Annotated in this window: 19 protein-coding genes; 7 read left to right on the top strand and 12 right to left on the bottom strand. The window is 70.8% G+C overall.

Going from position 1 to position 22,053, the window contains the following annotated elements; translation table 11 throughout:
* Positions 1 to 110 precede the first annotated feature (110 nt).
* Genes AQJ54_RS34675 through AQJ54_RS34655 form a run of 5 tightly spaced genes read left to right on the top strand, consistent with a single transcriptional unit; the run spans position 111 to position 6,009 of the window.
* Positions 111 to 1,100 carry a TauD/TfdA family dioxygenase gene (locus tag AQJ54_RS34675; protein ID WP_062244209.1) on the top strand — a complete coding sequence of 330 codons (990 nt, stop codon included), beginning with the start codon at positions 111 to 113 and terminating at the stop codon, positions 1,098 to 1,100.
* 49 nt (positions 1,101 to 1,149) lie between these two features.
* Entirely contained in the window at positions 1,150 to 2,154 is a 1,005-nt protein-coding gene (locus AQJ54_RS34670) for an ornithine cyclodeaminase family protein (RefSeq protein WP_211278615.1), read from the top strand.
* Positions 2,145 to 3,473 (top strand): type III PLP-dependent enzyme domain-containing protein, encoded by a 1,329-nt coding sequence (locus AQJ54_RS34665; RefSeq protein WP_062244206.1) that lies wholly within the window; start codon positions 2,145 to 2,147, stop codon positions 3,471 to 3,473. Before AQJ54_RS34670 ends, AQJ54_RS34665 begins: the two co-directional genes overlap by 10 nt.
* Before the next feature lie 31 nt (positions 3,474 to 3,504).
* Complete coding sequence (locus AQJ54_RS34660; protein WP_062244204.1) at positions 3,505 to 4,569, top strand: cysteine synthase family protein; 1,065 nt, start codon at positions 3,505 to 3,507, stop codon at positions 4,567 to 4,569.
* Between the two features lie 39 nt (positions 4,570 to 4,608).
* Positions 4,609 to 6,009: an MATE family efflux transporter gene (locus tag AQJ54_RS34655; protein WP_062244200.1), complete on the top strand. Its 1,401-nt coding sequence runs from the start codon at positions 4,609 to 4,611 to the stop codon at positions 6,007 to 6,009.
* A 39-nt stretch (positions 6,010 to 6,048) separates the two neighbouring features.
* Here the strand turns inward: AQJ54_RS34655 and AQJ54_RS34650 are convergent, their stop codons facing one another.
* Positions 6,049 to 7,692: a peptidoglycan-binding protein gene (locus AQJ54_RS34650; protein WP_062244197.1), complete on the bottom strand. Its 1,644-nt coding sequence runs from the start codon at positions 7,690 to 7,692 to the stop codon at positions 6,049 to 6,051.
* 264 nt (positions 7,693 to 7,956) lie between these two features.
* Here AQJ54_RS34650 and AQJ54_RS34645 point away from each other — a divergent pair, with 264 nt between their 5' ends.
* Positions 7,957 to 8,787, top strand: a complete 831-nt coding sequence (locus AQJ54_RS34645) for a helix-turn-helix domain-containing protein (protein ID WP_062244194.1) — start codon at positions 7,957 to 7,959, stop codon at positions 8,785 to 8,787.
* Complete coding sequence (locus AQJ54_RS34640) at positions 8,784 to 9,644, top strand: helix-turn-helix domain-containing protein (protein WP_062244191.1); 861 nt, start codon at positions 8,784 to 8,786, stop codon at positions 9,642 to 9,644. Before AQJ54_RS34645 ends, AQJ54_RS34640 begins: the two co-directional genes overlap by 4 nt.
* A gap of 36 nt (positions 9,645 to 9,680) precedes the next feature.
* Here the strand turns inward: AQJ54_RS34640 and AQJ54_RS34635 are convergent, their stop codons facing one another.
* The 11 genes from AQJ54_RS34635 to AQJ54_RS34585 form a co-directional block, all read right to left on the bottom strand.
* Complete coding sequence (locus AQJ54_RS34635; RefSeq protein WP_062244427.1) at positions 9,681 to 10,181, bottom strand: pyridoxamine 5'-phosphate oxidase family protein; 501 nt, start codon at positions 10,179 to 10,181, stop codon at positions 9,681 to 9,683.
* Positions 10,182 to 10,281: 100 nt separating this feature from the next.
* Positions 10,282 to 11,913, bottom strand: coding sequence for a sodium/solute symporter (locus AQJ54_RS34630; protein ID WP_062244188.1), 1,632 nt, complete (start codon positions 11,911 to 11,913; stop codon positions 10,282 to 10,284).
* Entirely contained in the window at positions 11,910 to 12,353 is a 444-nt protein-coding gene (locus AQJ54_RS34625) for a DUF485 domain-containing protein (RefSeq protein ID WP_062244185.1), read from the bottom strand. The genes AQJ54_RS34630 and AQJ54_RS34625 overlap by 4 nt, the downstream gene beginning before the upstream one ends.
* Before the next feature lie 444 nt (positions 12,354 to 12,797).
* Positions 12,798 to 13,367, bottom strand: a complete 570-nt coding sequence (locus AQJ54_RS34620) for a class I SAM-dependent methyltransferase (protein ID WP_062244182.1) — start codon at positions 13,365 to 13,367, stop codon at positions 12,798 to 12,800.
* A gap of 158 nt (positions 13,368 to 13,525) precedes the next feature.
* Complete coding sequence (locus AQJ54_RS34615; protein WP_062244179.1) at positions 13,526 to 14,188, bottom strand: response regulator transcription factor; 663 nt, start codon at positions 14,186 to 14,188, stop codon at positions 13,526 to 13,528.
* Positions 14,185 to 15,390: a sensor histidine kinase gene (locus AQJ54_RS34610; protein ID WP_062244176.1), complete on the bottom strand. Its 1,206-nt coding sequence runs from the start codon at positions 15,388 to 15,390 to the stop codon at positions 14,185 to 14,187. Before AQJ54_RS34610 ends, AQJ54_RS34615 begins: the two co-directional genes overlap by 4 nt.
* Positions 15,391 to 15,502: 112 nt before the next feature.
* Positions 15,503 to 16,651, bottom strand: a complete 1,149-nt coding sequence (locus AQJ54_RS34605; protein WP_062244424.1) for an ABC transporter substrate-binding protein — start codon at positions 16,649 to 16,651, stop codon at positions 15,503 to 15,505.
* Between the two features lie 607 nt (positions 16,652 to 17,258).
* Positions 17,259 to 18,116, bottom strand: a complete 858-nt coding sequence (locus AQJ54_RS34600; RefSeq protein ID WP_062244173.1) for a hypothetical protein — start codon at positions 18,114 to 18,116, stop codon at positions 17,259 to 17,261.
* 238 nt (positions 18,117 to 18,354) lie between these two features.
* A complete protein-coding gene (locus AQJ54_RS34595) occupies positions 18,355 to 19,452 on the bottom strand; it encodes a barstar family protein (RefSeq protein WP_062244166.1) in 1,098 nt (365 codons plus the stop codon).
* 57 nt (positions 19,453 to 19,509) lie between these two features.
* Entirely contained in the window at positions 19,510 to 20,703 is a 1,194-nt protein-coding gene (locus AQJ54_RS34590) for a PP2C family protein-serine/threonine phosphatase (protein ID WP_062244163.1), read from the bottom strand.
* A 215-nt stretch (positions 20,704 to 20,918) separates the two neighbouring features.
* Positions 20,919 to 21,929 (bottom strand): DUF4232 domain-containing protein, encoded by a 1,011-nt coding sequence (locus AQJ54_RS34585; protein ID WP_062244161.1) that lies wholly within the window; start codon positions 21,927 to 21,929, stop codon positions 20,919 to 20,921.
* Positions 21,930 to 22,053 lie beyond the last annotated feature (124 nt).

The raw sequence follows: 22,053 nt of genomic DNA, 5'->3' as shown, positions 1-22,053 counted from the left end.
ACTTCGCCTGTTACGTTTCCGCAGCGATCGCCCAGCCGGCCCACAGAAAGCGCACAGGGCGACGCCCCGAACGCCACCCCCCACCCGCCCCCCGAAAGGGATGTCTCGCCATGCCCACGGGAGCCGCACCCGTCCGCCAGCTCGACTCGCCCGCCGTCGACGAGCTGACCGAAATCGCCCACAAGATCCTTGCCGACTTCGGCAGTTCGGCCGCCCGGCCGGAACTGCTCCGCCGGGTCGCCAGGTCCGCCACCCGACTGGGCGAAACGATCCGCCACGCATGCCGCCCGGTCGACACCGACGACGGCCTGTACGTCCTGCGCGGCCTGCCCGTCGACGACGGCGGAATCGGCCCCACACCGGGCAGCTGGGCCACCGCGGGCGACCGCGCAGCGGCCTGGGACCTGGTCCTGCTGCTGCTCGCCACCGTCATGGGCCACCCGATCGCCTGGGAAGGGCAGCAGGAAGGCCGGTTCGTGCACAACATCGTGCCCTCGCCCGGCCACGAGGACGAACAGACCGGCGCGAGCAGCACGGTCCTGCTCAGCCCGCACACCGAGGACGCCTTCCACCCCGGCCGGGCCCACCTGCTGCTGCTCGCCTGCATGCGCAACCACGACGCCGTGGCCACCACCGCGGCCAGCATCCGCAAGGTCCGCCTCGACGCGGACGACATCGCGCTGCTGTCCCGCCCGGTGCTCCCCATCCTCCCCGACGACGCCTACGCCGAGGCCCGTGCCTTCGCGGGAGAACCGCCGAAGGTCCCCACCCTGTGGCAGACCGAGACGGGCCCGACCCTGCGCTACGACCCCGCCTACACCCCGCTCGACGAGGCACCCGCGGTCCACCGCGCCGCCTACGACCGCCTCACCGCCGAACTCGAACGCGTCTCGGTCGCCGTCGCACTGGAGCCGGGTGACGTCCTGGTCGTCGACAACGACATGGTCGTCCACGGCCGGGTGCCGTTCAGGGCCCGCTACGACGGCACCGACCGCTGGCTCAAGCGGGCCTCGGTACGCGTCCCCGGCCGCCGCAGCCGCCCGTACACCGAGGCGGACGAACACGGCTACGGCCAGTCCGCACTCGTGGCGCTCCTGTGATCTCCCGCCAACTCCCTTGCTCAGACACCCCCGTTCGAAGGGACCAGCCGTGACCGGCACCTCCGCACGCACGGACGACAAGACCCTGCGCATCCTGAGCACCAGCGACCTCGCCGGCATCGACATCTCGCTGACCGACGTCGTCGACGTGGTCGAGCAGGCGTACCGCACCCTCGCCGACGGCAGGTCCGCCAACCCCCGCAAGCTCACCGTCAAGCCCGAGGACGGCCACTCCGTCTCGTACGCCATGCTCGGCCGTGACGGAGTCCGCGAGGTCGTCGCGATCAAGACCTCGTACAAGCACGGCCTGGACAAGTCCCGCGACCAGCAGCACTACTACACGACGCTCACCGTCTACGACGACGTCACCGGCCTGCCCGTCGCGATGATGGACTGCGGCCGTATCGGCGCCCTGCGCACCCCCGCCGTCTCCGCCCTCCTCGCCCGCGAGTGCGCGCCGCCCGACAGCCGCAGCGCCCTCGTCATCGGCACCGGAACCCAGGGCCGCCTCGCACTGCCCTTCCTGCTCACCACCCTGCCCCGACTGGACCGCCTCATGGTCCACGGCATCCACCCGGACGGCCTCGCCGCGGTCCGCGAGCAGCTCCACCACCACTTCCCCGAACGGGAGTTGGAGGTGGTGGACGACGTACGAACCGCCGCCGCGGAAGCCGACGTCGTGGTGGCCACCGCCGGTCAGCACACCCGGGCCGCCGTGGAGTCGGACGACCTCAAACCGGGCGCCCTGTCGATCCTCGTAGGTCACGGCATCGCGCCCTCCACGCTCCAGCGGGCGGACCGGGTCGTCGCGACCAGCGCGGCGCAGATGAAGGTCACCGGCACCGACATGGCCGACGACAACGGCAACTTCCCTGCTGTGGACGCCGAGTTCCCCGACGTCCTGGCGGGACGGGTGGCGGGCCGGCGCTCGGCGGAGGAGCGGATCTTCGCCTACAACAGCGGCCTGGTCGTCACCGACATCGCCCTCGGCCACCGCTTCGCGCAGCTCGCCATCGAGCAGGGGCTGGGAACGCGGGTGTCCCTGTGGCAGTGACCGGCACGACCGCGGCCCCGCCGCTGCCGGCCCACCCGGACCCGCAGCTCGACGCGATCCTGTCCGGACCGCTGCCGCACGAGCTGTCGCACGCCCTCGGCGGCCCCTTCCACCTCCTCCTGCCGGACCGTTTCGAAGCCAACGCCGCCGCCTTCACGGCCGTGCTCGCCGAGTTCGGCGTCGAGGGGCGGGTGTACTACGCGAAGAAGGCGAACAAGGCGGCGGCCTGGATCGAGCAATGCGCCCTGTCCGGTACGGGAGTCGACGTCGCCAGCACCGGTGAACTCCGGGACGCGCTGGCGTGCGGGGTCCGCGGCGAGAACATCGTCGTCACCGGTCCCGCGAAGGCCGACGCCCTGCTGCGGGTCGCCGTGCTCCAGGGGTGTCTGATCGCGGTGGACGCCCTCGACGAGCTGGAACGCGTCATCGCGGTCGGTCGGCCCGCGCGCGTGCTGCTGCGACGCCTTCCGCCCGCGCAACCGCACAGCCGATTCGGCCTGGACGACACGGAATTGGAGACCGCACTCGCGCGATGCCGGGAAGCCGGAGTGGAGATGGCGGGCTTCTCCTTCCACCTGTCAGGCTACGAACCCCTTCCGCGGGCCGAACTCGCCCTCGAACTGGCCGACTTGTGCCTCAAAGCGCGGGCCACGGGCCTGCGCGCCGACCGGATCAGCATCGGCGGCGGGTTCGCGGTCGACTACACGGACGCGCAGCACTGGGCACGCTATCTGCGCGACCAGCGGCCCCAGCACTATCACGCGGGCAAGTCCTTCGCCCCGGGCGCCTTCTACCCGTACCACTCTCCGGTGGCCGGCCCGGACGCACTGCGCGCGGTCCTCGCCGCGGACGGTCTCGCCGGGCGACTGCGCGAGGCCGGGGTGCGGCTGCTGCTCGAACCCGGGCGGGCGCTGCTGGACAGGGCCGGCTGTACGGTCTTCCGCGTCCAGGGTGTGAAGGACCGTGACGGCTACGGCATCGTCACCGTCGACGGCAGCAGCCTCAGCCTGTCCGAGCAGTGGTTCGACAGCGAGTACCTGCCGGACCCGGTGCTGCTCTCCCGGTCCGGGCCGGGAGAGCCGTACGCGGCCTGCGTCGGCGGTGCCACCTGCCTGGAGTCCGACATGGTCACCTGGCGCAAGGTCCGCTTGCCCACCCGCCCTTCCGTCGGCGACCTGCTCGTCTACCCCAACACCGCCGGATACCAGATGGACTCCAACGAGTCCCCCTTCCACGAGCTTCCGCTCCCCCCGAAGATCGTCCTCGACACCAACGGCGGCAGCACCCGCTGGCGGTTCGACCGCCCTCCACTCGCCTGACTCTCGCCCCCTCGAACCCTGGAGCCATCCGATGGACAAGGCGCTCGCGCGTCCCGCCGTGGTCAGCCGGGTCTCCGACCTGATCGGCCACACCCCGCTCTTCGAACTGTGCCGCACCGCCACCGGCAGCCGACTCCTGCTCAAACTCGAACAGTTCAACCCCACCGGCACCGCGAAGATCCGCATGGCCCGGCAGATGGTCCTCGACGCCGAGGACCGCGGACTGCTGCGCCCCGGCGGCCGTATCGTCGAATCCACCTCCGGCAACACCGGCCTCGGCCTGGCCGTCATCGCCGCCGAGCGCGGCTACACCTTCACCGCCGTCGTCGACCACCACGCCGCCGCCGACAAGCTGCGCGGCATGAAGGCGCTCGGTGCCGAACTCGTCTATGTCGCCGAGGACGGCGACGAGGAACTGGCCACGGCCGCCCGGGAGGAGTTCGCCGAGAAGCTGGCGGCCGACAGCGACAACGCCTACTTCACCGAGCAGCACAACAACATGGCCAACGGCGACGGTTACCGGCCCCTGGCCCATGAACTCGTCGCCGCGCTGGACGGCCGTATCGACATCCTGATAGGCGCCGTGGGCACCGGGGGAGGGCTCTTCGGGACCGGCGGGGAGCTGCGCACGTCCGTGCCCGGGGTGCGGATCGTCGGGGTCGAGCCCAAGGGGTCGATCGCCTTCGGGCCGCCCGCCCACGACTACTACCAGTCCGGCACCGGCACGCCCGAGGGCGCCACCATCGGCGCGATGGTCGACTACGGGCTGCTCGACGAGGGCGTCAAGGTCGGCGACGTCGAGGCGTTCGCCACCGCGCGGGTGCTGGCCCGCCGGCTGGGCCTCCTCATCGGCGGCTCGGCGGGCGGGGTGGTGCACGAGGCACTCAACCGCATGTCCTCGCTGGCGCCCGGCACGACTATGGTCGCGCTGGTCAACGACGGAGGGGAGAAGTACATGGACACCGTCTTCGACGACGACTGGATGCACGACCGCGACCTCATCGCCCCGGCCGTCGAGCGGGAGATCGACGAACTGCTGACGACACTCCGTGAGCACCACCGATCCGACGCCGACGCGCCACATCGCGCGAACTGACCCGCCGATGCCGATATCCCTCCGCGAGAACTGACACCGATGCCGACACCGCTCACCACCCTGCTCCGCGACAGCCGCGCCCTGGCGACCCTCGCCGTACCGCTCGCCCTGACCCAGCTCGCCCAGGTCGCCCTCACCACCACCGACACGGTGATGATGGGCCTGATGGGCGCCGAGGCACTGGCCGGTGGCGGCCTGGCCATGGTCGTCTTCAACCAGCTGCGCACCATGGGTGTCGGCCTCGTCACCGCGGTCGGCAACCAGGTGTCCGCCGCCTCCGCCCGCCCCGACGAGGACGAGGAGCTCTCCGAGGCGGCGACCCGGGAGGTCCGGGACGTGGTCCGCGCCGCGCTGGCGCTGGCCACCCTCGCCGGGATCGTCGGCGCCCTCGTCATGCTGCTGATCGGCCGGGCCCTGCCCCACCTCGGCCAGGATCCGGACGTGGTGGCCACCGCCTGGCCGGTACTCCTCACCCTCGCCCCGGGACTGGTGCCCTGTCTGTGGTTCCAGGCCGTCCGCCAGTTCACCGTCGGCATGCGCCGCCCACAGGCCCTACTGCGCATCACGATCGCCTCGGTGGCCGTCAACGCGGGCCTCAACTGGCTGCTGATCCACGGCACCTGGGTCTTCCCGAAGCTGGGTCTGCCCGGCATCGGCATCTCCACCTCGCTGGTGTACCTGCTGACCTGCCTCGCCCTGTACGGCTCCGCGCGCCGCGATCCCCGGCTCGCCCCGCTGCTGGACATCCGGATCTGGAAGGCCCGCCCGGCCACCCTGCGCCGGCTCACCGGCCTGGGCGTGCCCATCGCCGCCACCTACGGCTCGGAGGCGGGCTTCTTCTCCGTCGTCGCCCTGCTCATCGGTACCTTCGGCAGCGCCGCACTGGCCGCGCACACCGCCGTCAACCAGCTCATCTACATCGTCTTCCAGATCGCGGTCGGCCTCTCGCACGCCGCGTCCCTCAACGTCAGCCGCGAACTCGCCCTGGACCGCGTCGAGGCGGCCCAGCGCATCAAGAACACGGCACTGGCCTGCGCGGCGGCCGTGATGGCCGTGGTCGGCGTCCTCTACCTCACCGTCCCCGGCCTGGTCCTGCGCCCGTTCCTCGACCCGTCGTCCGCCGACGGGCACAGCGCGACCGGCATCGCCACCAACCTGCTGCTGGTCGCGGCCGTCCTCCAGTTCTTCGACTGCACCCAGAACATCGGCGTCGGTCTGCTGCGCGGCCTCGACGACACCAAGAGCGGCTTCCGCATCACCCTGGTCGGCTACTGGCTGATCGGCCTGCCCGCCGCCTGGCTGTTCGGACACCTCGCCGGCCTGGAGACCGTCGGCGTCTGGCTCGGCCTGCTCACCGGCCTCGCCGCCACCGCCCTGCTCCTGCTGCGCCGCTACCAGCAGGCCCTGTCGCTGCGCGCGACAGAGCCGGCCGTCGCCTGAACGCTTTCAGGTCGGACGGCCGGCCGGGTTCTCAGGGGCTCAGCGGACCCTGATGAAGAGGACGTCGTAACTGCTGTTGGTGGAGCGGGACTTGACGTAGACGCCGTCGCCGCCGCCGTTGGGGTTGCTCGTGTTGCCCTCGACGGTGGTGAAGGACGAGCCGGACACGGACCGCACGATGCCGATGTGCTCGTGCCCGCCGGTGAAGTCGTTCCCGCCGTTCCAGTCGAAGGCCACGATGTCACCCGGCTGCGGGTTGCTCGTCACGGAGAGGTGGTAGTTGCCGGCCCGCGCCTGCTTGACCCAGCCCGAGACATACGTGTTGCGGTAGGAGGTGGCTCCGGTCTGCTTGGCCACCCAGCTCACGAAGGTCGCGCACCAGGCGTAGCCGCTGGTGGACAGCGAAAGACCCACCGCCGAGCCGTAGCTGTTGGCGCGGGCGCTGCCCTCGGCGGTGCCGACCTCGGCCGCCGCCACGTCGAGCATCTTGGCGTAACCGCCGCCGGGCGCGGGCGACGACGGCGGGGTGACCGCGCCGTACAGGGCGGCCTTGGTGTTCGGCCCCACCTTGCCGTCGACCGACAGCCCCTTCTCGGACTGGAAGTCCCGCACGGCGCTGCCCGTGAGCGGGCCGAAGTCGCCGTCGACGGCGAGATCGGCGCCGTGGTGGTTGAGCAGGCTCTGCAACTCCGTGACGCAGCCGCTGCGTTGGCCCTGCACGATCTCGTTCGGGCAGGAGGAGGAGTTCAGGTTGACCGGCGCGGGTGCGCCGCTGCCGCCGCCACCGCCGATGTTCGAGTACAGCGCGGCTTTGGTGTTCGGGCCGACCTCACCGTCGGCGGACAGACCGCTCGCGGACTGGAACGCCTTGACGGCCGCCAGGGTCTGCGGGCCGAAGCTGCCGTCGACGTCGAGGCTGTGCCCCTTGCCGTTCAGCAGGGACTGCAACGTGGCGACGCAACCCCCGCTCTGCCCCTCCACGATGTTCGCCGGGCAGGACGCCGACCGCAGGTCCAGGCCCGTCGACGGCGACTCGTCGGTGTCGTACAGCTCGCGCTTGGTGTTGGTGCCGACCTGGCCGTCGACCGTGAGGCCGTGGGCGGACTGGAAGCTGCGCACGGCACTCGCGGTGCCGGAGCCGAAGTCCCCGTCCACGTCGATCGAGTAGCCGTGGTGGATGAGCAGCCGCTGGAGCTCGGTGACGCACCCGCTCTTGGCACCCTGCACGAGATTCGCCGGGCAGGAGGAGGAGTTGAGGTTGATGGGGGCCGGAGCCGAGCCGCCGGTCGCGTACAACTTGCTCTTGGTCGCGGGGCCCACCCGCCCGTCCACGGCGATCGCGGTGGCGGCCTGGTACTCACGGACCGCGTAGAGCGTGGCGGATCCGAACTGCCCGTCCACCTGGAGACCGGCGCCGTGCGTGTTGAGCAGGTTCTGCAACTCCGTGACACAGCCGCTCGTCTGGCCCTGCACGATCTCGGCGGGACAGGAGGCGGACGTCAGCCTGACCGGGGCCGGCGCCGCGGACGCCGGACCGGCCCCGAGCACGATGCCGGCCGAGACCATGGCCGCGGTGGCGGCGAACGTCCCGATACGGATCCGCCAGGGCGTGTTGGGGCGGCGCTGGTCCTGATGCGGGGAGTTCGCGTCTTCCGCGCGAGCGAGGGTGCCGAGTCTTCCCATGGTGGCGGGGTTCTCCTTCGGTTGGGGGAGGCTGGAGAGCGCTGTGGTGCAAAGGTGGAGGGGGAGCGGGGGTAGCCGCCACGGTCAGGTCGCAGGTGACGCACTTCTGGGACGCAGGCCCGGCTGACCTGCGGCGATACCGTCCAGCGGGACGACGATGTGGGACACCTGTGACAGATGTGACGCGCTCATGCAGAATGCGCAGCAGCGGTGGGGGCCGCTGTTCGAGCGTCTGACCACGCTGACGACCGCTTTGGGGGATACATGCCGCGCTCCAAGCCGCTGCCCGCGGAACTCGATCCCAGCGCACGGCAGTTGGTGACCGATCTGCGCCGGATCAGGGACCACAGCGAGCTGACGATGCGGCAGCTTGCGACCAAGACGGGGTACAGCGCCAAGTCGTGGGAGCGATATCTCGGTGGGGCCGCGCTGCCGCCGCGGGAGGCGGTGGAGGCGCTGGCCCGGATCACGGGCACGGATCCCGTACCGCTGCTCGCGTTGCGCGAGGTCGCCGTCGAGACGTGGGGGAGCCGTCGGGCGCGGGCCGGGGAGCGGCGCGAACAGGCAGGGGTCGAACAGACGGGGGTCGAACAGGCAGGGGTCGAAAAAGCAGGGGTCGAACAGGTCGGTCCGACGCGGGAGGAGCGAAGCGCACCGGAACCGCGAGCAGCCGCCGCGCGCTTCCCGCACCTCGCCCTCACGGCAGGCGTCGCCGCCCTGGCCGTAGCCCTTCTGTCGGCACTGCTTCTCGTGCTGCGCCTCGACGACGACGCCACCCCGGCGGTCATCAGCGCCGTACCCCGCAGCGCAGCGACCTCCCCGCCGCCCTCCTACACCTGTCACATCACCCGGATTCAGGGACGGTGGTCGGCCGGCATCAACAAGGGCCGCAACACCGAGATCGGCTACGGCGACTCCGGCGCCGACGTCGCCGAGGCGCAGTGTCTGCTGCGCCGGGCGGGCATCTCACCCGGCGGGATCGACGGCATGTTCGGCCCGTTGACCCTGCGGGCGGCCAAGGCGTTCCAGCAACGTGAGGGCCTTACCGTCGACGGCATGCTGGGGCCGCACTCCTGGAAGGCGCTGCGGGGATGACACCCAGCGCCCCCTCGCCGCCGGGCGCCCGACTCGCCTCCGTCTTGCAGGAGTTGCGGCAGCGCACCGGGCTGAGCCTCACCCGGCTCGCGGCGGCCACCACCTACAGCAGGTCGTCCTGGGAGCGCTATCTCAACGGCAAGGGCCTGCCGCCGCGCAGCGCGGTCAAGGAGCTGTGCCATCTCGCGGGCGAGCCCGCGGACCACGCGTTGGCACTGCTGGACATCGCTCGCACGCAGCGGACGGACGGCGGCACGCCGACAGAGGCGGCTTCGTCCGGCGCTGCTTTGACGCCGACGACCCCGATCACCGTCGAGGCCACGCGCACGCCTGCTCGCACCGGTATGGCCGGCAGGCTCCGCCGCGCGGATGTCGTCACCGCCCTCGCGTCGACCTGTGCCGTGGTCATCGGCGCGCTAGTACTGATCAACCTTCCTTCACTGCACCGCAGAACGGCGCCGCCACCGTCCCCGCCGCCCGCTACGGCGACCGGGACGCTGTGCAGCCGTTCGACCTGTCACGACAAGGACCCGCTCACGACGAGATGCGGTGCCGATCCGCTGACCCTCGCCGAGCACGAGACCGCCACGGGTGCCTGGATCCAGATCCGCTACAGCCGTCCGTGCGGGACGAGTTGGGCCCGGATGTGGGGCGCCGCCGTGGGCGACCGCGTCGAGATCACGACGGACGGCAGCCACGGCTCCCACCACACCGCGCGCGTCACCACCCCGAGCCAGGCGGACACGTACGTCCACACCCTCATGAGCCCGATCAGCCCCGGAACCACCGTACGGGCCTGTTTCAACTCGGCGTCGGGCGACGAAAAGGAGTGCGTCACGGCCCGCTATGCGGACTAGATCGCGGCATAGGCTCCATCGGCTGCGATCCCGGCTTCAGGCCCGCTGTCGTTCCTCACGCCGGCGGACCAGTTCTTCCACCGCGCTCGGCAGAGTCGTCTCGAAGTCGATCAGTTTTGCCCAGGTGGGGGTGACGACGATGCGGACCATGCCGTCGTAGTAGAGGGAACGCACCTCCGCCTCCCACTCGACCCGTTGCTCGGCGGTCATCTCGTAGCTGCTGGTCGGCTGGAGGTATTCGTCCGGGATGCCGTCCACGAAGTCCAGTTCGGCCCGGCCCCGGATGAGCAGGATCCTGGGCGGGTGCACCTCGGTGTCGATCGTCAGGGCGACCGCCGGGTTCTCGCTCAGGGACGCGAGCTTCGGAGCGTTCTTCGTGGTGCACATGACGATCTCCGAGCCGTTCCAGGTGAACGCGATCGGGACGTTGCGGGGCGTGCCGTCCTTGGCGACGTAGGCCAGGCGGGTCACGTCGCGGGCCAGCAGCTCCTGGCTGATGGGCCGGTTCAGGACCTCGATGATCTCGTTCGCTTCCATGGCCGTTTCCTCTCGCTCGTCGCCGTTGCTGTACCGGGGACGGAGCCGCACCCGCGTTCTCGACACCAGGACGACGGTGATTTCCCGGGGACGGCACATCTCACAGTTCGTCCGGGCTCCAGCTCGGCCGCCGCCTCGGGGGACCGGCGAGGATCAGCTGCTCGATGGCGGCGTAGCCCTCGCGGGCGCGGCGGGCGCTGCGGCGGCCGCTCAGCATCGTGCACAGCCAGCCGCAGGCGAAGCCCACCGGCACCGAGACCAGGGCCGTCGTGGTGAAGGGGAACCAGTTCAGATCGGTCTCCGGGAAGGCCGACGTCGGGGTCCCGGAGACGAGCCGGGTTCCCGACATCAGCACCAGGACGGCGAGCGAGCCGCCGATCAGTGTGCCGAGGAGTCCGGCCTTGCTGAAGCGCCGCCAGAACAGCGAGTAGACGAGCGCGGGGGCGATGGCGGAGGCGCCCATGCAGAACGAGAGCGTGGCCAGCGGCTGGAGGCTGCGGTGCTGGGCGAGCGTGGCCAGCAGCAGCACGGGTACGCCGACGATCAGCGCGCAGACCCGCGCGAGGGTCATCTCCCGCAGCGGGGACATGGCCCTGTTCCGGGACGCGATGACGTCGTGGGCCAGGGAGTTGGCGCAGGCGAGCGTCATCCCGGCGACCGACGCCAGCAGGGTCAGGAAGATCGCCGTGGTCACGGTGCTGAACACCAGGCTCTCGACGCGGGACACGTCGGCCCCGAACACGGCGCGCGCGCCCAGCAGATAGGCGGTGCTGCCGTGCGGATCGGCGGCCGTGATCCGCTCGCGGCCGACCAGTGCAGTGGCGCCGAGCCCGACGACGGTGATGATCAGCATGAACAGGGCGACCGAGGACACCGCCCAGGACATCGTGCGCCGCACCTGACGGGCGTTGCCCGCGGTGAACATCCGCATGGTGACGTGCGGCAGACACGCCCCGCCGAGCACGATCGCGACCTGCGTGCTGATCATGTCCAGTCCGGGGTGCGGCCCGTCCGAGAACTGGAGGCCGTACCGGAGGTACGCCTGACCGGTACCGCTGCGCTGCGCCGCGGTGTCGACCATCGTGCCCGGGTGCCAGCCGAAGGTGGCGAGGACCAGCACGGCCACCACGAGGCCCGAGCCGAGGAGGATCACCGTCTTGATGATCTGGATCAGCGCGGTCCCCCGCATCCCGCCCAGGGCTGCGTAACTGATCATCAGGATGCCCGCGCCGACGATGCAGCCGGTCTGCATGCCCCGGTCGGAGAAACCCAGGATGAACGCCAACAGCTCACCCACGCCCGCCAGTTGCACGATCATCATCGGGATCAGCGACAGCAGGGTCACCACGCACGCCGTGATGCGCGCGGCCCGCCCCGGCACACGGCGGCTGAGCGCGTCCCCCATGGTGAACCGGCCGGTGTTGTGCAGGGGTTCGGCCAGCAGGAACATCAGCAGGAGCAGCGACAGCAGGGTGCTCAGGGCCAGCACCACCCCGTCGAAACCGCACAGCGCGATGACCCCGCCAATGGTGAGCACGGTCGCGGCCGAGATGTAGTCGCCGGCGACCGCCAGGCCGTTGCGCAGTGGGGAGAGCGTCTTGTAGCCGGTGTAGAACTCCTCCAGGTCGTCGCGGTCGGGGCCGGTCAGTACGCACAGCAGGAGGGTGAGGGTGACGATGCTGCAAAAGGCGATCAGGGACCAGGACTGCGCGGAGCCGCCGAGGTCGGTCATGTCCGGGGCCGTCCGTCCCCGTCGGCCGGACGGCCGTACCGGCTGACCCTGCGGGCCAGCGGGTCGACGAACCGCCGTGCCGAGTACTCGAAGAGCAGGACGGCCAGCCAGGTGACGGGGATCTGCGCCACGGCGAGCAGCAGACCGGTGGGGAGCCCTCCGGGGGCCGGGCGGGACATGAGGGCGGGGGCCTTGACGGTCAGCGTGAGGAAGACGGCGAAGTAACCGAGGGCGACGAGGGTCGCCACGCGCCGCTGCCAGCGGCAGGCGCGACGCAGGACCCGCAACGCACGGTGGTAGCTGGACCACGAACGCGGACGGGCCCCGCTGCCCGGGCGCGCCGCGACCGCCGGAGAGGACGGTGGCCGGAGCGCGGTGGGGGAGGGGACCCGCCCGTCGTGCCGGTGCGGCAGGGCTAATTCCGAGCGGTCGTAGGACATCCCAAAACTCCTAGCGCGGTGGGCCCGGAAGTCACGGACCCCAAGAAGGCGGGGGAGGCGGAGCGGTTCGGGTCATGGCACGTTATGCGGGTGGCCGGGGGCCGGATGGGTGTTCCGTTGAACTTTCCGAGGGCGGCCCGGTGGGGGAGCCGCCCGTCCCGGGTGCCCGTGGTGAGGGTGTGACGGTAGAGCACCAGGTGTCGCCTGTGGTGCCGTTGCCGCGGGATCGGTCGTTCGTACGTCGTACACCAGTCCCGGTCGGCCATGACTGCGCTGCGGGAAGCGGGCCGGGCGCCGGGATGAGGGGTCGTACGTCGGATGCGGCAGTGATGTGCCGTGCGATGTGGGGGTGGTACTGCTGGCATATGCCGTCCGCCTATCGAGCTGTCCGCACGTGCCCGGTGCACGCCTGCGGGGAAGCGGAGCGCCGCACTTGCCCCAGGGCTACGGATGCAGGACGAAGCAGGCCAGCCGGTCGAGGTCGACGGCCTTCACGTTGGACCAGCCGGAGGTGAGGAGCTCGACGTCGGACGCGGTGATGCCGAGGCTCTTGCGGGGATCGTCGTCCGTCCGCCGGTCGGCGAGCTCGGTCACCACCCAGAAAGTCCCGCCGGGCACGAGGAGTTGACGGACCCGGTCCGTGAAAGAGCCTTTGTCGGCGATGAACCGGAAGACCAACCGACACGTGATGACCCTGTACGCCGGATCGGGCAGCTCGCTCACGTCGTCGGTGGCGAAGTCCATGACCTGGAAGCGCAGTTGATCGCTCGTACCCGGCGCGGCGGCGAGGGCGACGGCGCTGGGTGCGCAGTCGATCCCGACGGTCCGGTACCCGAGGCGATCGTGCAGATGGCGGGACAGGGAACCGTCGCCGCACCCCACGTCCAGGGCCGGTCGCCCGTGGCCCGGTCCGAGGTGCTCGGCGAGGAGCCGCTCTTCGATGTCGGTGATGCGCCGATAGCGCCGGCCGCCCGCCCACAACGGTTCCCAATAGGCGGTCGGGGAGGCGATCATGCGTCTTTCCCTTCGCTCCGACAGGCGGCTCGGTCCTCCTGGGGCATCACAACTGCCGTGCCGGTCCAGGCTGTTGGATCGACAGGTGACAGCTGCCCGCCTGCACGACGGACGATGCGGTCGCCGGCCATGCCCAGGCTTCCCAGTCCCGGAGCGTGTCAGACCAGCTCGATCAACCCGAGCCGGACCGCCTCGCTGACGGTGCTCGCGCGGTTCTCCGTCCCGAGCTTGCGGTAGATCCGGACGAGATGCGTCTTCACCGTGGCCTCGGCCAGGAAGAGCGCGCCGGCGATGGCCCGGTTGCTGTGTCCCTCCGCGAGCAGGCGGACGACCTCGATCTCCCGCTCGCTGAGCACCGGCACCTCGGCGCCCCGCCCCACGACACTCGCGGCGGCCTCCGGGGCCAGCGCGAGCCCCCCGGCCGCCGCGGCACGCACCGCGCGGAACAGTTCCTCGGGCGGGCCCGCCTTGAGGACGTACCCGCGCGCCCCCGCCTCCACGGCCCGCAGCACATCGGCCTGGCTGCCGTAGCTCGTGAGCACAACGACCCGCGCCCGCGCATCCGCCGCGAGAATCCGCCGGGTCGTCTCGATCCCGTCGATGGCACCACCCGCCGCCCCCGGCTCCGTCAGCCGCAGGTCCATCAGCACCACGTCCGGAGCGAGCCGCGCGACCAGCCGCACCGCCTCGACGCCGTCCCCGCTCTCACCGACCACCTCGAAGCCGGGCTCGCCCTCCAACAGGGCGCGCAGACCGGCGCGTACGACGATGTGGTCGTCGACGATCAGGATCCGCAGCGGCGCCTCGGCGGTCTCGCTCACAGGGCGCCCACCGGGACCCTGGCCTGCGCACCCGCCGCCTCCCGCAGCGCCGCACACACGCGGGTGCCACGTCCCGGTGCGCTGTCGACGGTGAGTGAACCTCCCAGCGCGACCAGGCGCTCCCGGGCCGCGTCGAGCCCGAAGCCCCGGTCCTTCTCGTCTGCCTGTACGGCGGCGGGGTCGAAGCCCGTCCCGTCGTCGTGCACCTCGACGGCCGCCGCGCCCTGCCGGCCGTACACCAGGACGACCTGCACTTCGTCGGCGCGCGCGTGCTCGCAGGCGTTCGCGAGGAGTCCCTGGGTGACCCGCAGCAGGGCGACGGCCCGCTCGGTGGGCAGCGGGCAGGCGGCGTGCTCGGTACGGAAGGTGACGCGGGGCGTCCCGGCGGTGGCGTCTGTACGAGCGCACAGGTCGCGCAGCGCCGACTCCAGACCGTCCCTCGCGAGCACCGGCGGGGTCAGGTCCTGGATGATGCCGCGGGTCTGCGCGAGGTGCTCGCCGAGGGCTTCGGTGACCACCTGCACCTGTCGGCGGGCCGCCTCCGGACGGCGCTCCCAGTCGCGGTCGGCCGCCTGGAGCAGCATGCGGCTGCCGGCGATCTCCTGCGCGAGCGTGTCGTGCAGGTCCCGGGCGATCCGCGCCCGCTCCGCCAGCCGCCCGGCCTCACGCTGCTGCCGGGCCAGTTCGCCGCGCGTGTCGGACAACTCGCGGGTGAGGCGCTGCTGGTCGCGGTACAGCAGCACGGTGGCCCACACGGCGGCCACCGGCGGTGCCAGGACTTCGAGGTCGAACCCGCCGTAGGCCCGCACCAGGAGGGCCGGCAGCAGTGCCGTGATGACGCCGAGCGTCACGGCCCGCTCCGCGCGTGTGGGCATCCGCATCGTCAGCACCGCGAAGGGCACCGCCAGCCACGCGTATCCGGAGGCCAGTGCGCCGGTCAGGGAGAGCACCACCGAGGTCCACAGCAGCAGAAGGACGCCCAACAGCAGCGTCCGGGCCCGGCCCAGCCGGTCCCACCGGGCCAGTCCGGCCGCGTAGAGCACGGCCATAGCGGCGGTGGGCGGCGCGACCCGCCAGCACAGCTCATGGTTCAGCTCGACGAGCCGTACGAGCGTCCCGCCGGCCGCGACCAGGAACACCAGGTGCGGCAGGCACCGCGCGAACCCGGCGGACCGGTGGACGGCGAGACGGGGGACGGGCACGGCTGCTGCTCCCTGGTGCGGGCCGTCCGGACGCGACCACAGGGACCGCATCCTAGGGCCCGACCTGTGAGGCTGCGGTAAGCGCCCAGGTGCTGCCGTGCCCGCGCTGATGTCAGGCTCCGGGGTGCAGGCCGAGCCAGCCCGGCGACGGGGGGCCCTGCACTTCGCCGAAGTACAGGGAGAAGGTCTGCTTCAGGCGCTCGACCGTCGCCCGGTCCTCCATGAACGCGGGGAAGCCGTCCACGTGGGCGTTCGGGAACTCCCACACGGGCTTCAGGCTCGGGTTCGGGGTGACGTCGGTGCGCACCGACCAGCCGTTGAAGGCGGCCTTCTGGCGCTCCTCGGACAACTGCCAGTTCAGGTACAGCTTGGCGGCCGCGGGGTGGGCCGCCTTCTTCAGGATCGCGGCGCGCTGGCCCCACGCCATGAAGGGGTGGTCGCCCCCGGGCACGACCCACTTCACCGTGCTGGACGACGACAGCAGGCTGCCCGAGCCGCCGACCCCGATGGTCTTCGTCCCGCCGTTCACCGCGGCGCCCGGCGTGTTCGTCCCACGGGCGAACTGTGGCTGCTGCGCGGCGAACTTCGCCACCCAGTCCCAGCCGTAGCGCTGCTGGTAGAGGTGGTACAGGTAGAGCACCGCGTCGTCGTCGTTGGGGTAGGAGGAGGCGATGGCGCCCTTCCAGCGCGGGTCGATCAAGTCCAGTGCGGTCTTCGGCGCGTCGGCTCCGGCGCCCTGGATGTCGTACATGAAGCTGAAGGCGATGACCATCAGCGCCGTCCATGCGCCGTCCGGGTCCTTGAAGCCCTTGTGGACCTTGGAGAAGCCGGCCGGCTTGTAGCGCAGCAGCTTGCCCTCGCGCTTCCAGCGGGTGAAGTCCTGGAGCGTCTGGAGCTGGACGACGTCCGGGACCAGGGTGCCGGTGGCGAGCTGGTTGTCGACACGGACGTCGTGGTACTTGCTGTAGTCCACGACGGCCGTCAGCTCGACCTTGGGGAAGCGCGCGGCCCACGCGGTCCGCACCCCGGCGGCCTGGCTGTCGACGTCCCCGCCCTGGTACAGGACGAGCCTGCCGCCCTCGGCGATCGCCGCCTCGTAGAGCTCGTCGAGGGAGCGCGTCTCCTCGCGGACACCGGTGAGGGACGTGCCGCCGGCCGGGGCGGCGCTCGCCGTGCTCTGCGTGGCTACGGCGGCGGCACCGCCGAGCGCGACGCCGGCACCGGTCGTGAGCAGCCGACGCCTGCTGAAGTTGCTGCGCATGGTGGGGGGTTCCTCCTGGTTCCGCCGCCACCTTCCGTATGCGGCGGCGAAACCAGAGTGCCGACCTACAGGGCCGTTCCGCGTCGCCCATAAGCTGTGCGGGGATTCAGCCGTTCGGTTGAACGCCGGCCCTGTGAGGGGGAGTTGGAGGGTCGTGATGCCGCCGGTCGGGGCGCCGTCATGACGCCGCTGAAGCGTGTTCCGACGGGTGCGGCAGTTCGAAGGCTTGTTGACCTTCGTTGCGGAGCACGACTCGACCGGCTCCAGAGCGACCGGAAGGAAACCCTCGGCCCAGTCGTGGTGGCCAGCGAGATCGGACGGGATGAGTCCGCCGAGACCAGAGACCATGTGTCCCATCCGACGGCTGCACGTCGAGTGGACGAACCCGGTGACTGCGGGCTCGCGGATCTCCAGCCGATCGATGCCTGAGGCCTCCGCGAAGGCGGCGATCACCGCGAGGTCAGCGGCTTCTACGAGCCCACGGTCACTGACCGCCTCCTCGGCACCGGTGTAGTGGCCGTGTTCATCACGGTCTGCAGGGTCGTACTTGATGATCCGGTGGACGAGGGACGGCGGCACGTTGCTCACTGCGAGGTCCGAAGGGGGATCAGCTGCTGAGGTCGAACACGCCCCAGGTAGTGAACGGCTCGGCCTGGACGTAGATCCTGCTTCCTCGGCCGACAACCCGCCGACGGCCGGGGGCAGAGCCATCGGGCAGGGTGAGCAGGCCTGCGTCCGACGGCTCGACGGATGTTTCCACGATCTCTCCGTGGGCGAGCCGGTCCTGCTCTTCGCCGTACCCTCCATAGAAGGCGACCTGCTCACCGTGGACTGCCACCGCTTTGGCGCCTCGTACGCGGTTCGCCCACACTCTCACGGGCCGGTGGGTGCGGTCGGGGCGTATCTCGACGAGCGGGAAGTCCGTGTACGGGCAGGCCCAGGCGATGGTGCCCGACACGTTCAGGGCGTAGCAGTCGAAGAGGCCGGGAATGTCGGCGTCGTGTGATGTCCAAGTAAGTTGGCCGGTGGCGCTCCAGCAGCGGATTCCCACGGGGTTCTCGTCGAAGTGCCCGACCCAGATACGGCTGGCCTCGTCCACGAGCAGGTGCTCGATGGCGTCCCCGACGGAGAAGGACAAGGTCTCACGGCCGAACGTGTCGAAGACCTGGACCTGGTTGGCGTCCTCGTATCGGCGGGCGCGAGACGCGGCGACTACGAACCCACCGTCGGGCAGGCGGTCCAGGCGCGGCCTGCGGGCGCGCACGGCGCTCAGCTCGGTGAGTTCGGCGTTGCCGTCCGGATCGACGGAGACAACCAGCGCGTCAAAGGGCCGGACAGCGTCGCCAGGCTGCGGAACAGGGTCGGCAAGCAGCCAGTGGGCGGTACCGAAGACGTCGACGGTACTGGTAAGAACATGGAGGGCATGGGGCAGATGGGCGTAGGGAACGAGGACGGTCCTCTGCACGGTGGGCTCTCCTGGGTGGGGCGGTCGGTCACAACCGGCGGGTACTGCGCTGCGGCGACAGCGGTGGAGAGCGGAGCGGGCTGCCTAGAAGGCATGGCCCTTTCTGGTTGTCATGAGCTGATCCTGGTCGACGACCGACCTTGGGACAAGCCATTTCAGATGGTGCTGAGCACTCCAGTTGGCACGGTTCGACAGCTGGAGCCCTTGTGCAAGAGCGTCAGAGAGATCGGACAGCGGATCATGCCAAGGTGACGGCCATGCCGCCCTCGGCCAGAGTTTCAAGGACTGTTGTGAACAAGTCGTAGGGCCGGCCGTCCGGTGTCAGGGCGTGGGACAGGTGCTCGCGCGCGGTCGCGGCGTCTCGCCAGAGCAAGGTGGCGGGAGCGGTGTAGCCGAAGGTGCCGCGCAGGCAATCGTCGAGGGCGGCGAGGCAGCCGCCGAAGTAGCCGCCGGGTCCGTTGACCGCCTCGCCGAGCGACAGGTAGAGGGCTGGTTCGTCGGTGACGTAACGGCCGTCGAGTTCGTAGGCGTGACCGGTCGGCCGGTTACTGTGGGATCGTCGGCAGCCCCGCTCGCGTACAAGGTCATGCCAGGCCCCGCGGCGGCGAGTGTCGAGGCCGGCCCAGGTGTTCATGGCGGCCGGCGGTCCAGTGAGCCACCGCTCCCAGGTCGACCTGGCGTATTCGGGGACCGGTGTGAAGCCGCTTCCGTCGAGCTCAAGGTCTATCAGGTCCGCCCCGTAAGAGGAGGGGCGCCAGGCGCTGATCGTGGTCCACAGCAGCCGCTCAGTGAGCATCTCTCCTTGGCCGTCCCATACCTCCAACGCGGCCTCCTCCAGGTCCAGGGCCCGGCCCGTGCCCTTGCCCAGTGCCGCCCTGAGCCGATCACTCGGGGCGAACCCTCGCAGGACAAGTGGTGCAGGTGCCTGCTCAGACGACAGGACGCGGGTGAACTCCCGGCAGGAGCCGAGCCATCGATGCCCGTCGTGCACGCGAACACGCCCCCTGTAACCCTCGGGCGGGCCTTCGTAGTCGTCCAGGCCGGTGAGCACCCGACTGTCCGTCCCGGAGGCCTGCTCCAAACTCTCCACGTCCTCCAGCAGCCAGGCATCGCATGCCTCATCCTCCGGCACCAGCCACACCCTGCTGCCAATCCAGTTCGCGACGTCGGATCCCTCCGGAACCCAGCCGAACAACTCGTACGTCCCGCGCTGGCATTCTCCGTACAGCCCGTCCACTTCGGCGCAGACGCCCCAGCTGTGGCCGTGCTCCGCCTCGATCAGGGCGTACGGCGCGCTCCCGCGAGCCTTCTCGTCCTCATGCACAGCGGAGATCATGCCCCGACCACCTTCCGACGACTAAATCAGGTCGACCTAGGGAGCCTTTTCGCCGGCTCAGGCGCCCGCCGCCGCGGGGTCGGTGGGCCGGGGGCCGTGCCAGTCCAGGCACAGGACGGTCGCGTCGTCCAGTACGTGGCCGTCGCAGGCGTCGGTGACCGCGTCGACGAGAGTGCGCACGACCTCCCGCGGGTGCTCGGCCGCGGTGTCGTGCAGGAGGTCCGGCAGGTCCACCTTCTCCGCCTGCCGCTCCACCATGCCGTCGGTGAAGAGGACGAGGCGGTCACCGGGACGCAGATCGATGTCCTGCACCCGGTACGCGCCTTGTCCGACGACCCCGAAGGGCAGGTTGACGGCCAGGGAAACCTCGCTGACCTCGCTCCCGCGCAGCCGGAGCGGCCAGGGATGCCCGGCGTTGACGAGCTGGGCCGTGCTGCCGTCCAGAGCGATGCGCAGCAGCTGGCCGGTGGCGAAGGTGCGTCTTCCGTGGTCGAGGAGGGCCTGGTGGGTCGAGCGCGCCTGCTCGGCGAGGCCCGCCCCGGCCCGCCGTGCACCGCGGGAGGCGTTGACCAGGAGGGTGGCCATGAGGGCCGCGTCTACGTCGTGGCCCATGGCGTCGGTGACGGACAGGTGCAGGGTGTCCCGGTCGAGCGAGTAGTCGTAGGTGTCACCGGCGATGTCCGCGGCCGGGACGAGAGCGCCGGCGAGGGCGAACTCGGGAGCCTCGCAGGAGGCGGCCGACGGCAGGAGCTGGCGCTGGATCTCGGCGGCGAGGCTGACCGGGGTGGTGCGGTTGCCCCAGTGGTAGAGGTCGGTGAAACGGCGGTCGGTCACGATGATGTACGCCAGCGCGTGCGCGGCCTCCTCCACCTGTTCCAGGACGTCTTCGTCGGTGCGGGTGAGGACGAGCTCCAGGATGCCGATGGTGTCGCCCCGGTTCGAGACGGGCGCGAAGACGCTCACACCCTCCCCGGCCTTGGGAACGCACACGACCTTCTGGGTGCGCAGGACCTCCCCGTACGCACCGTCACCGATGAGCGAGACCTGCTCGGCGTACCGCTCCTGTGGCGCGCCGGCCTCTTCGCTGACCCGCAGCAGGCGTTGGCCCACCATGTCGACGAACAGGAAGGACACGTACCGGGCACCGAATCGATCGCGCAGATTGCGTGCCACGACATCGAGAGAGCTGACCGGCGCGGCGTCCTCAGCCGCCGCCAGCACCTCAGCCAGTCCGATCCGATCGCCCGCCATGCCATCCTCCTTGGGTTACGGTCTCGTTTTCCCATTCAGGCGCGGCACACATCATTTCTGTGACGGAAACCTCCCGGCACAGCTGCCGCTCGGGACGTGTGCGGTGCTCGTTCCGGCGGGAGAGTGGCGGCGATGACCTGGGGCTTTGTGTCGCAGCGCTCGCGCGAGCGGACGGCCGCGACCCCATCGACGCGTCGTGTCGACCAGGAGTGCGGTCACGGACGCGTACCGCCGGCACCCCGGTTCGTCTCGTCCTTGCGCCACGGGCCGACGCCGAGCCGGCCGGTCGTGCCGAGATCGAGCTCCGGTACGACCATCACCGGAGTGGCAGCGGGCCTGGCCCACACCCGGACGTACGGCGCGTTCACCGGTTCCCCGGCCTGGGTGGTGTTGCGCCAGGCCAGGCTCATCACCGCTGCCTCACCCGGTCCCAGCACCACGGCCTCGGGGCTGCCGTCCCCTCCGAGCCCGGTACTGATCCGGTCGGTCCCCTCCAGGATCCGTACGCCGTCCACGGGCTTGTGGGCCTCGTCCTGGAGTTCGAGCTCGGGATAGCCGTCGAGCCGGTACGGAAGCGTGCCGCAGTTGACCAGATGCAGGCCGACGACCCGCAAGCCCATGGCCGCGTCCCCCTCGTCGGCGTAGACGTGCACGCCCGACTTCGGACACGTTCCCGAGGCGGAGGACGCCTCGGCTGCCGGAACGCTGCGTACCTTGGTCACCTCCACGCCCGTCACCGCGGGCGGGTTGCCGAGTGTCTCGTTCATGGTGACGGTTCCCTTCACCGTCCGCCCCGGCCCGACCGCCTCGACGGTCCGCTCACCGTGGTCGACCGCACCGCCGCTCGCCGACAGGAACCCGAAGGTGAGGGTGTAAGTGGCTGCTTCTGTCAGCTGGTTGGTGAGTTCGAAGTCCGCGCTGTAGTCGACCCCCGCGCAGCCGCTCTCCGGGCCCCAGGAGTGCAACGCGGTGATTCTGACGCCGTTCTCGGTCGCGCCCTCGGCGGAGGGCAGGGGCAATGCGGACGGCCGGCCGGAGGGGCGGGGAGACGGTTCGGAGGGCTGGGTGTCGCCGTACGCCGAGTGGTCCGTGGGGCACAACACCTCGGCCTGGACAGGGGCTTCGCCGTTTTCACCGCCCGGCGGGGCGCCACCCTCGGTGCCACAGGCGGCGAGCAGCAGAGTCGCGGCGAGGACGGATGCTGAGGTGCGGGGGAGGGTCGGCATCCGTCCACCTCACCAGGCGTTCCTCGGGTGAGCTGTGGTGGAACCCACACCTCCGGTCACAGCGGTGTCACAGACCACACGAGCGTCGACCTGCCGGCCGGTGCTGGGGTGTGCCGGAGGTTCT

This window comes from Streptomyces griseorubiginosus, from assembly GCF_001514195.1.
GTDB lineage: Bacteria > Actinomycetota > Actinomycetes > Streptomycetales > Streptomycetaceae > Streptomyces > Streptomyces griseorubiginosus.
Note: the sequence above shows the minus strand (reverse complement) of the source record. Positions and strands in the feature narration are given on the sequence as shown.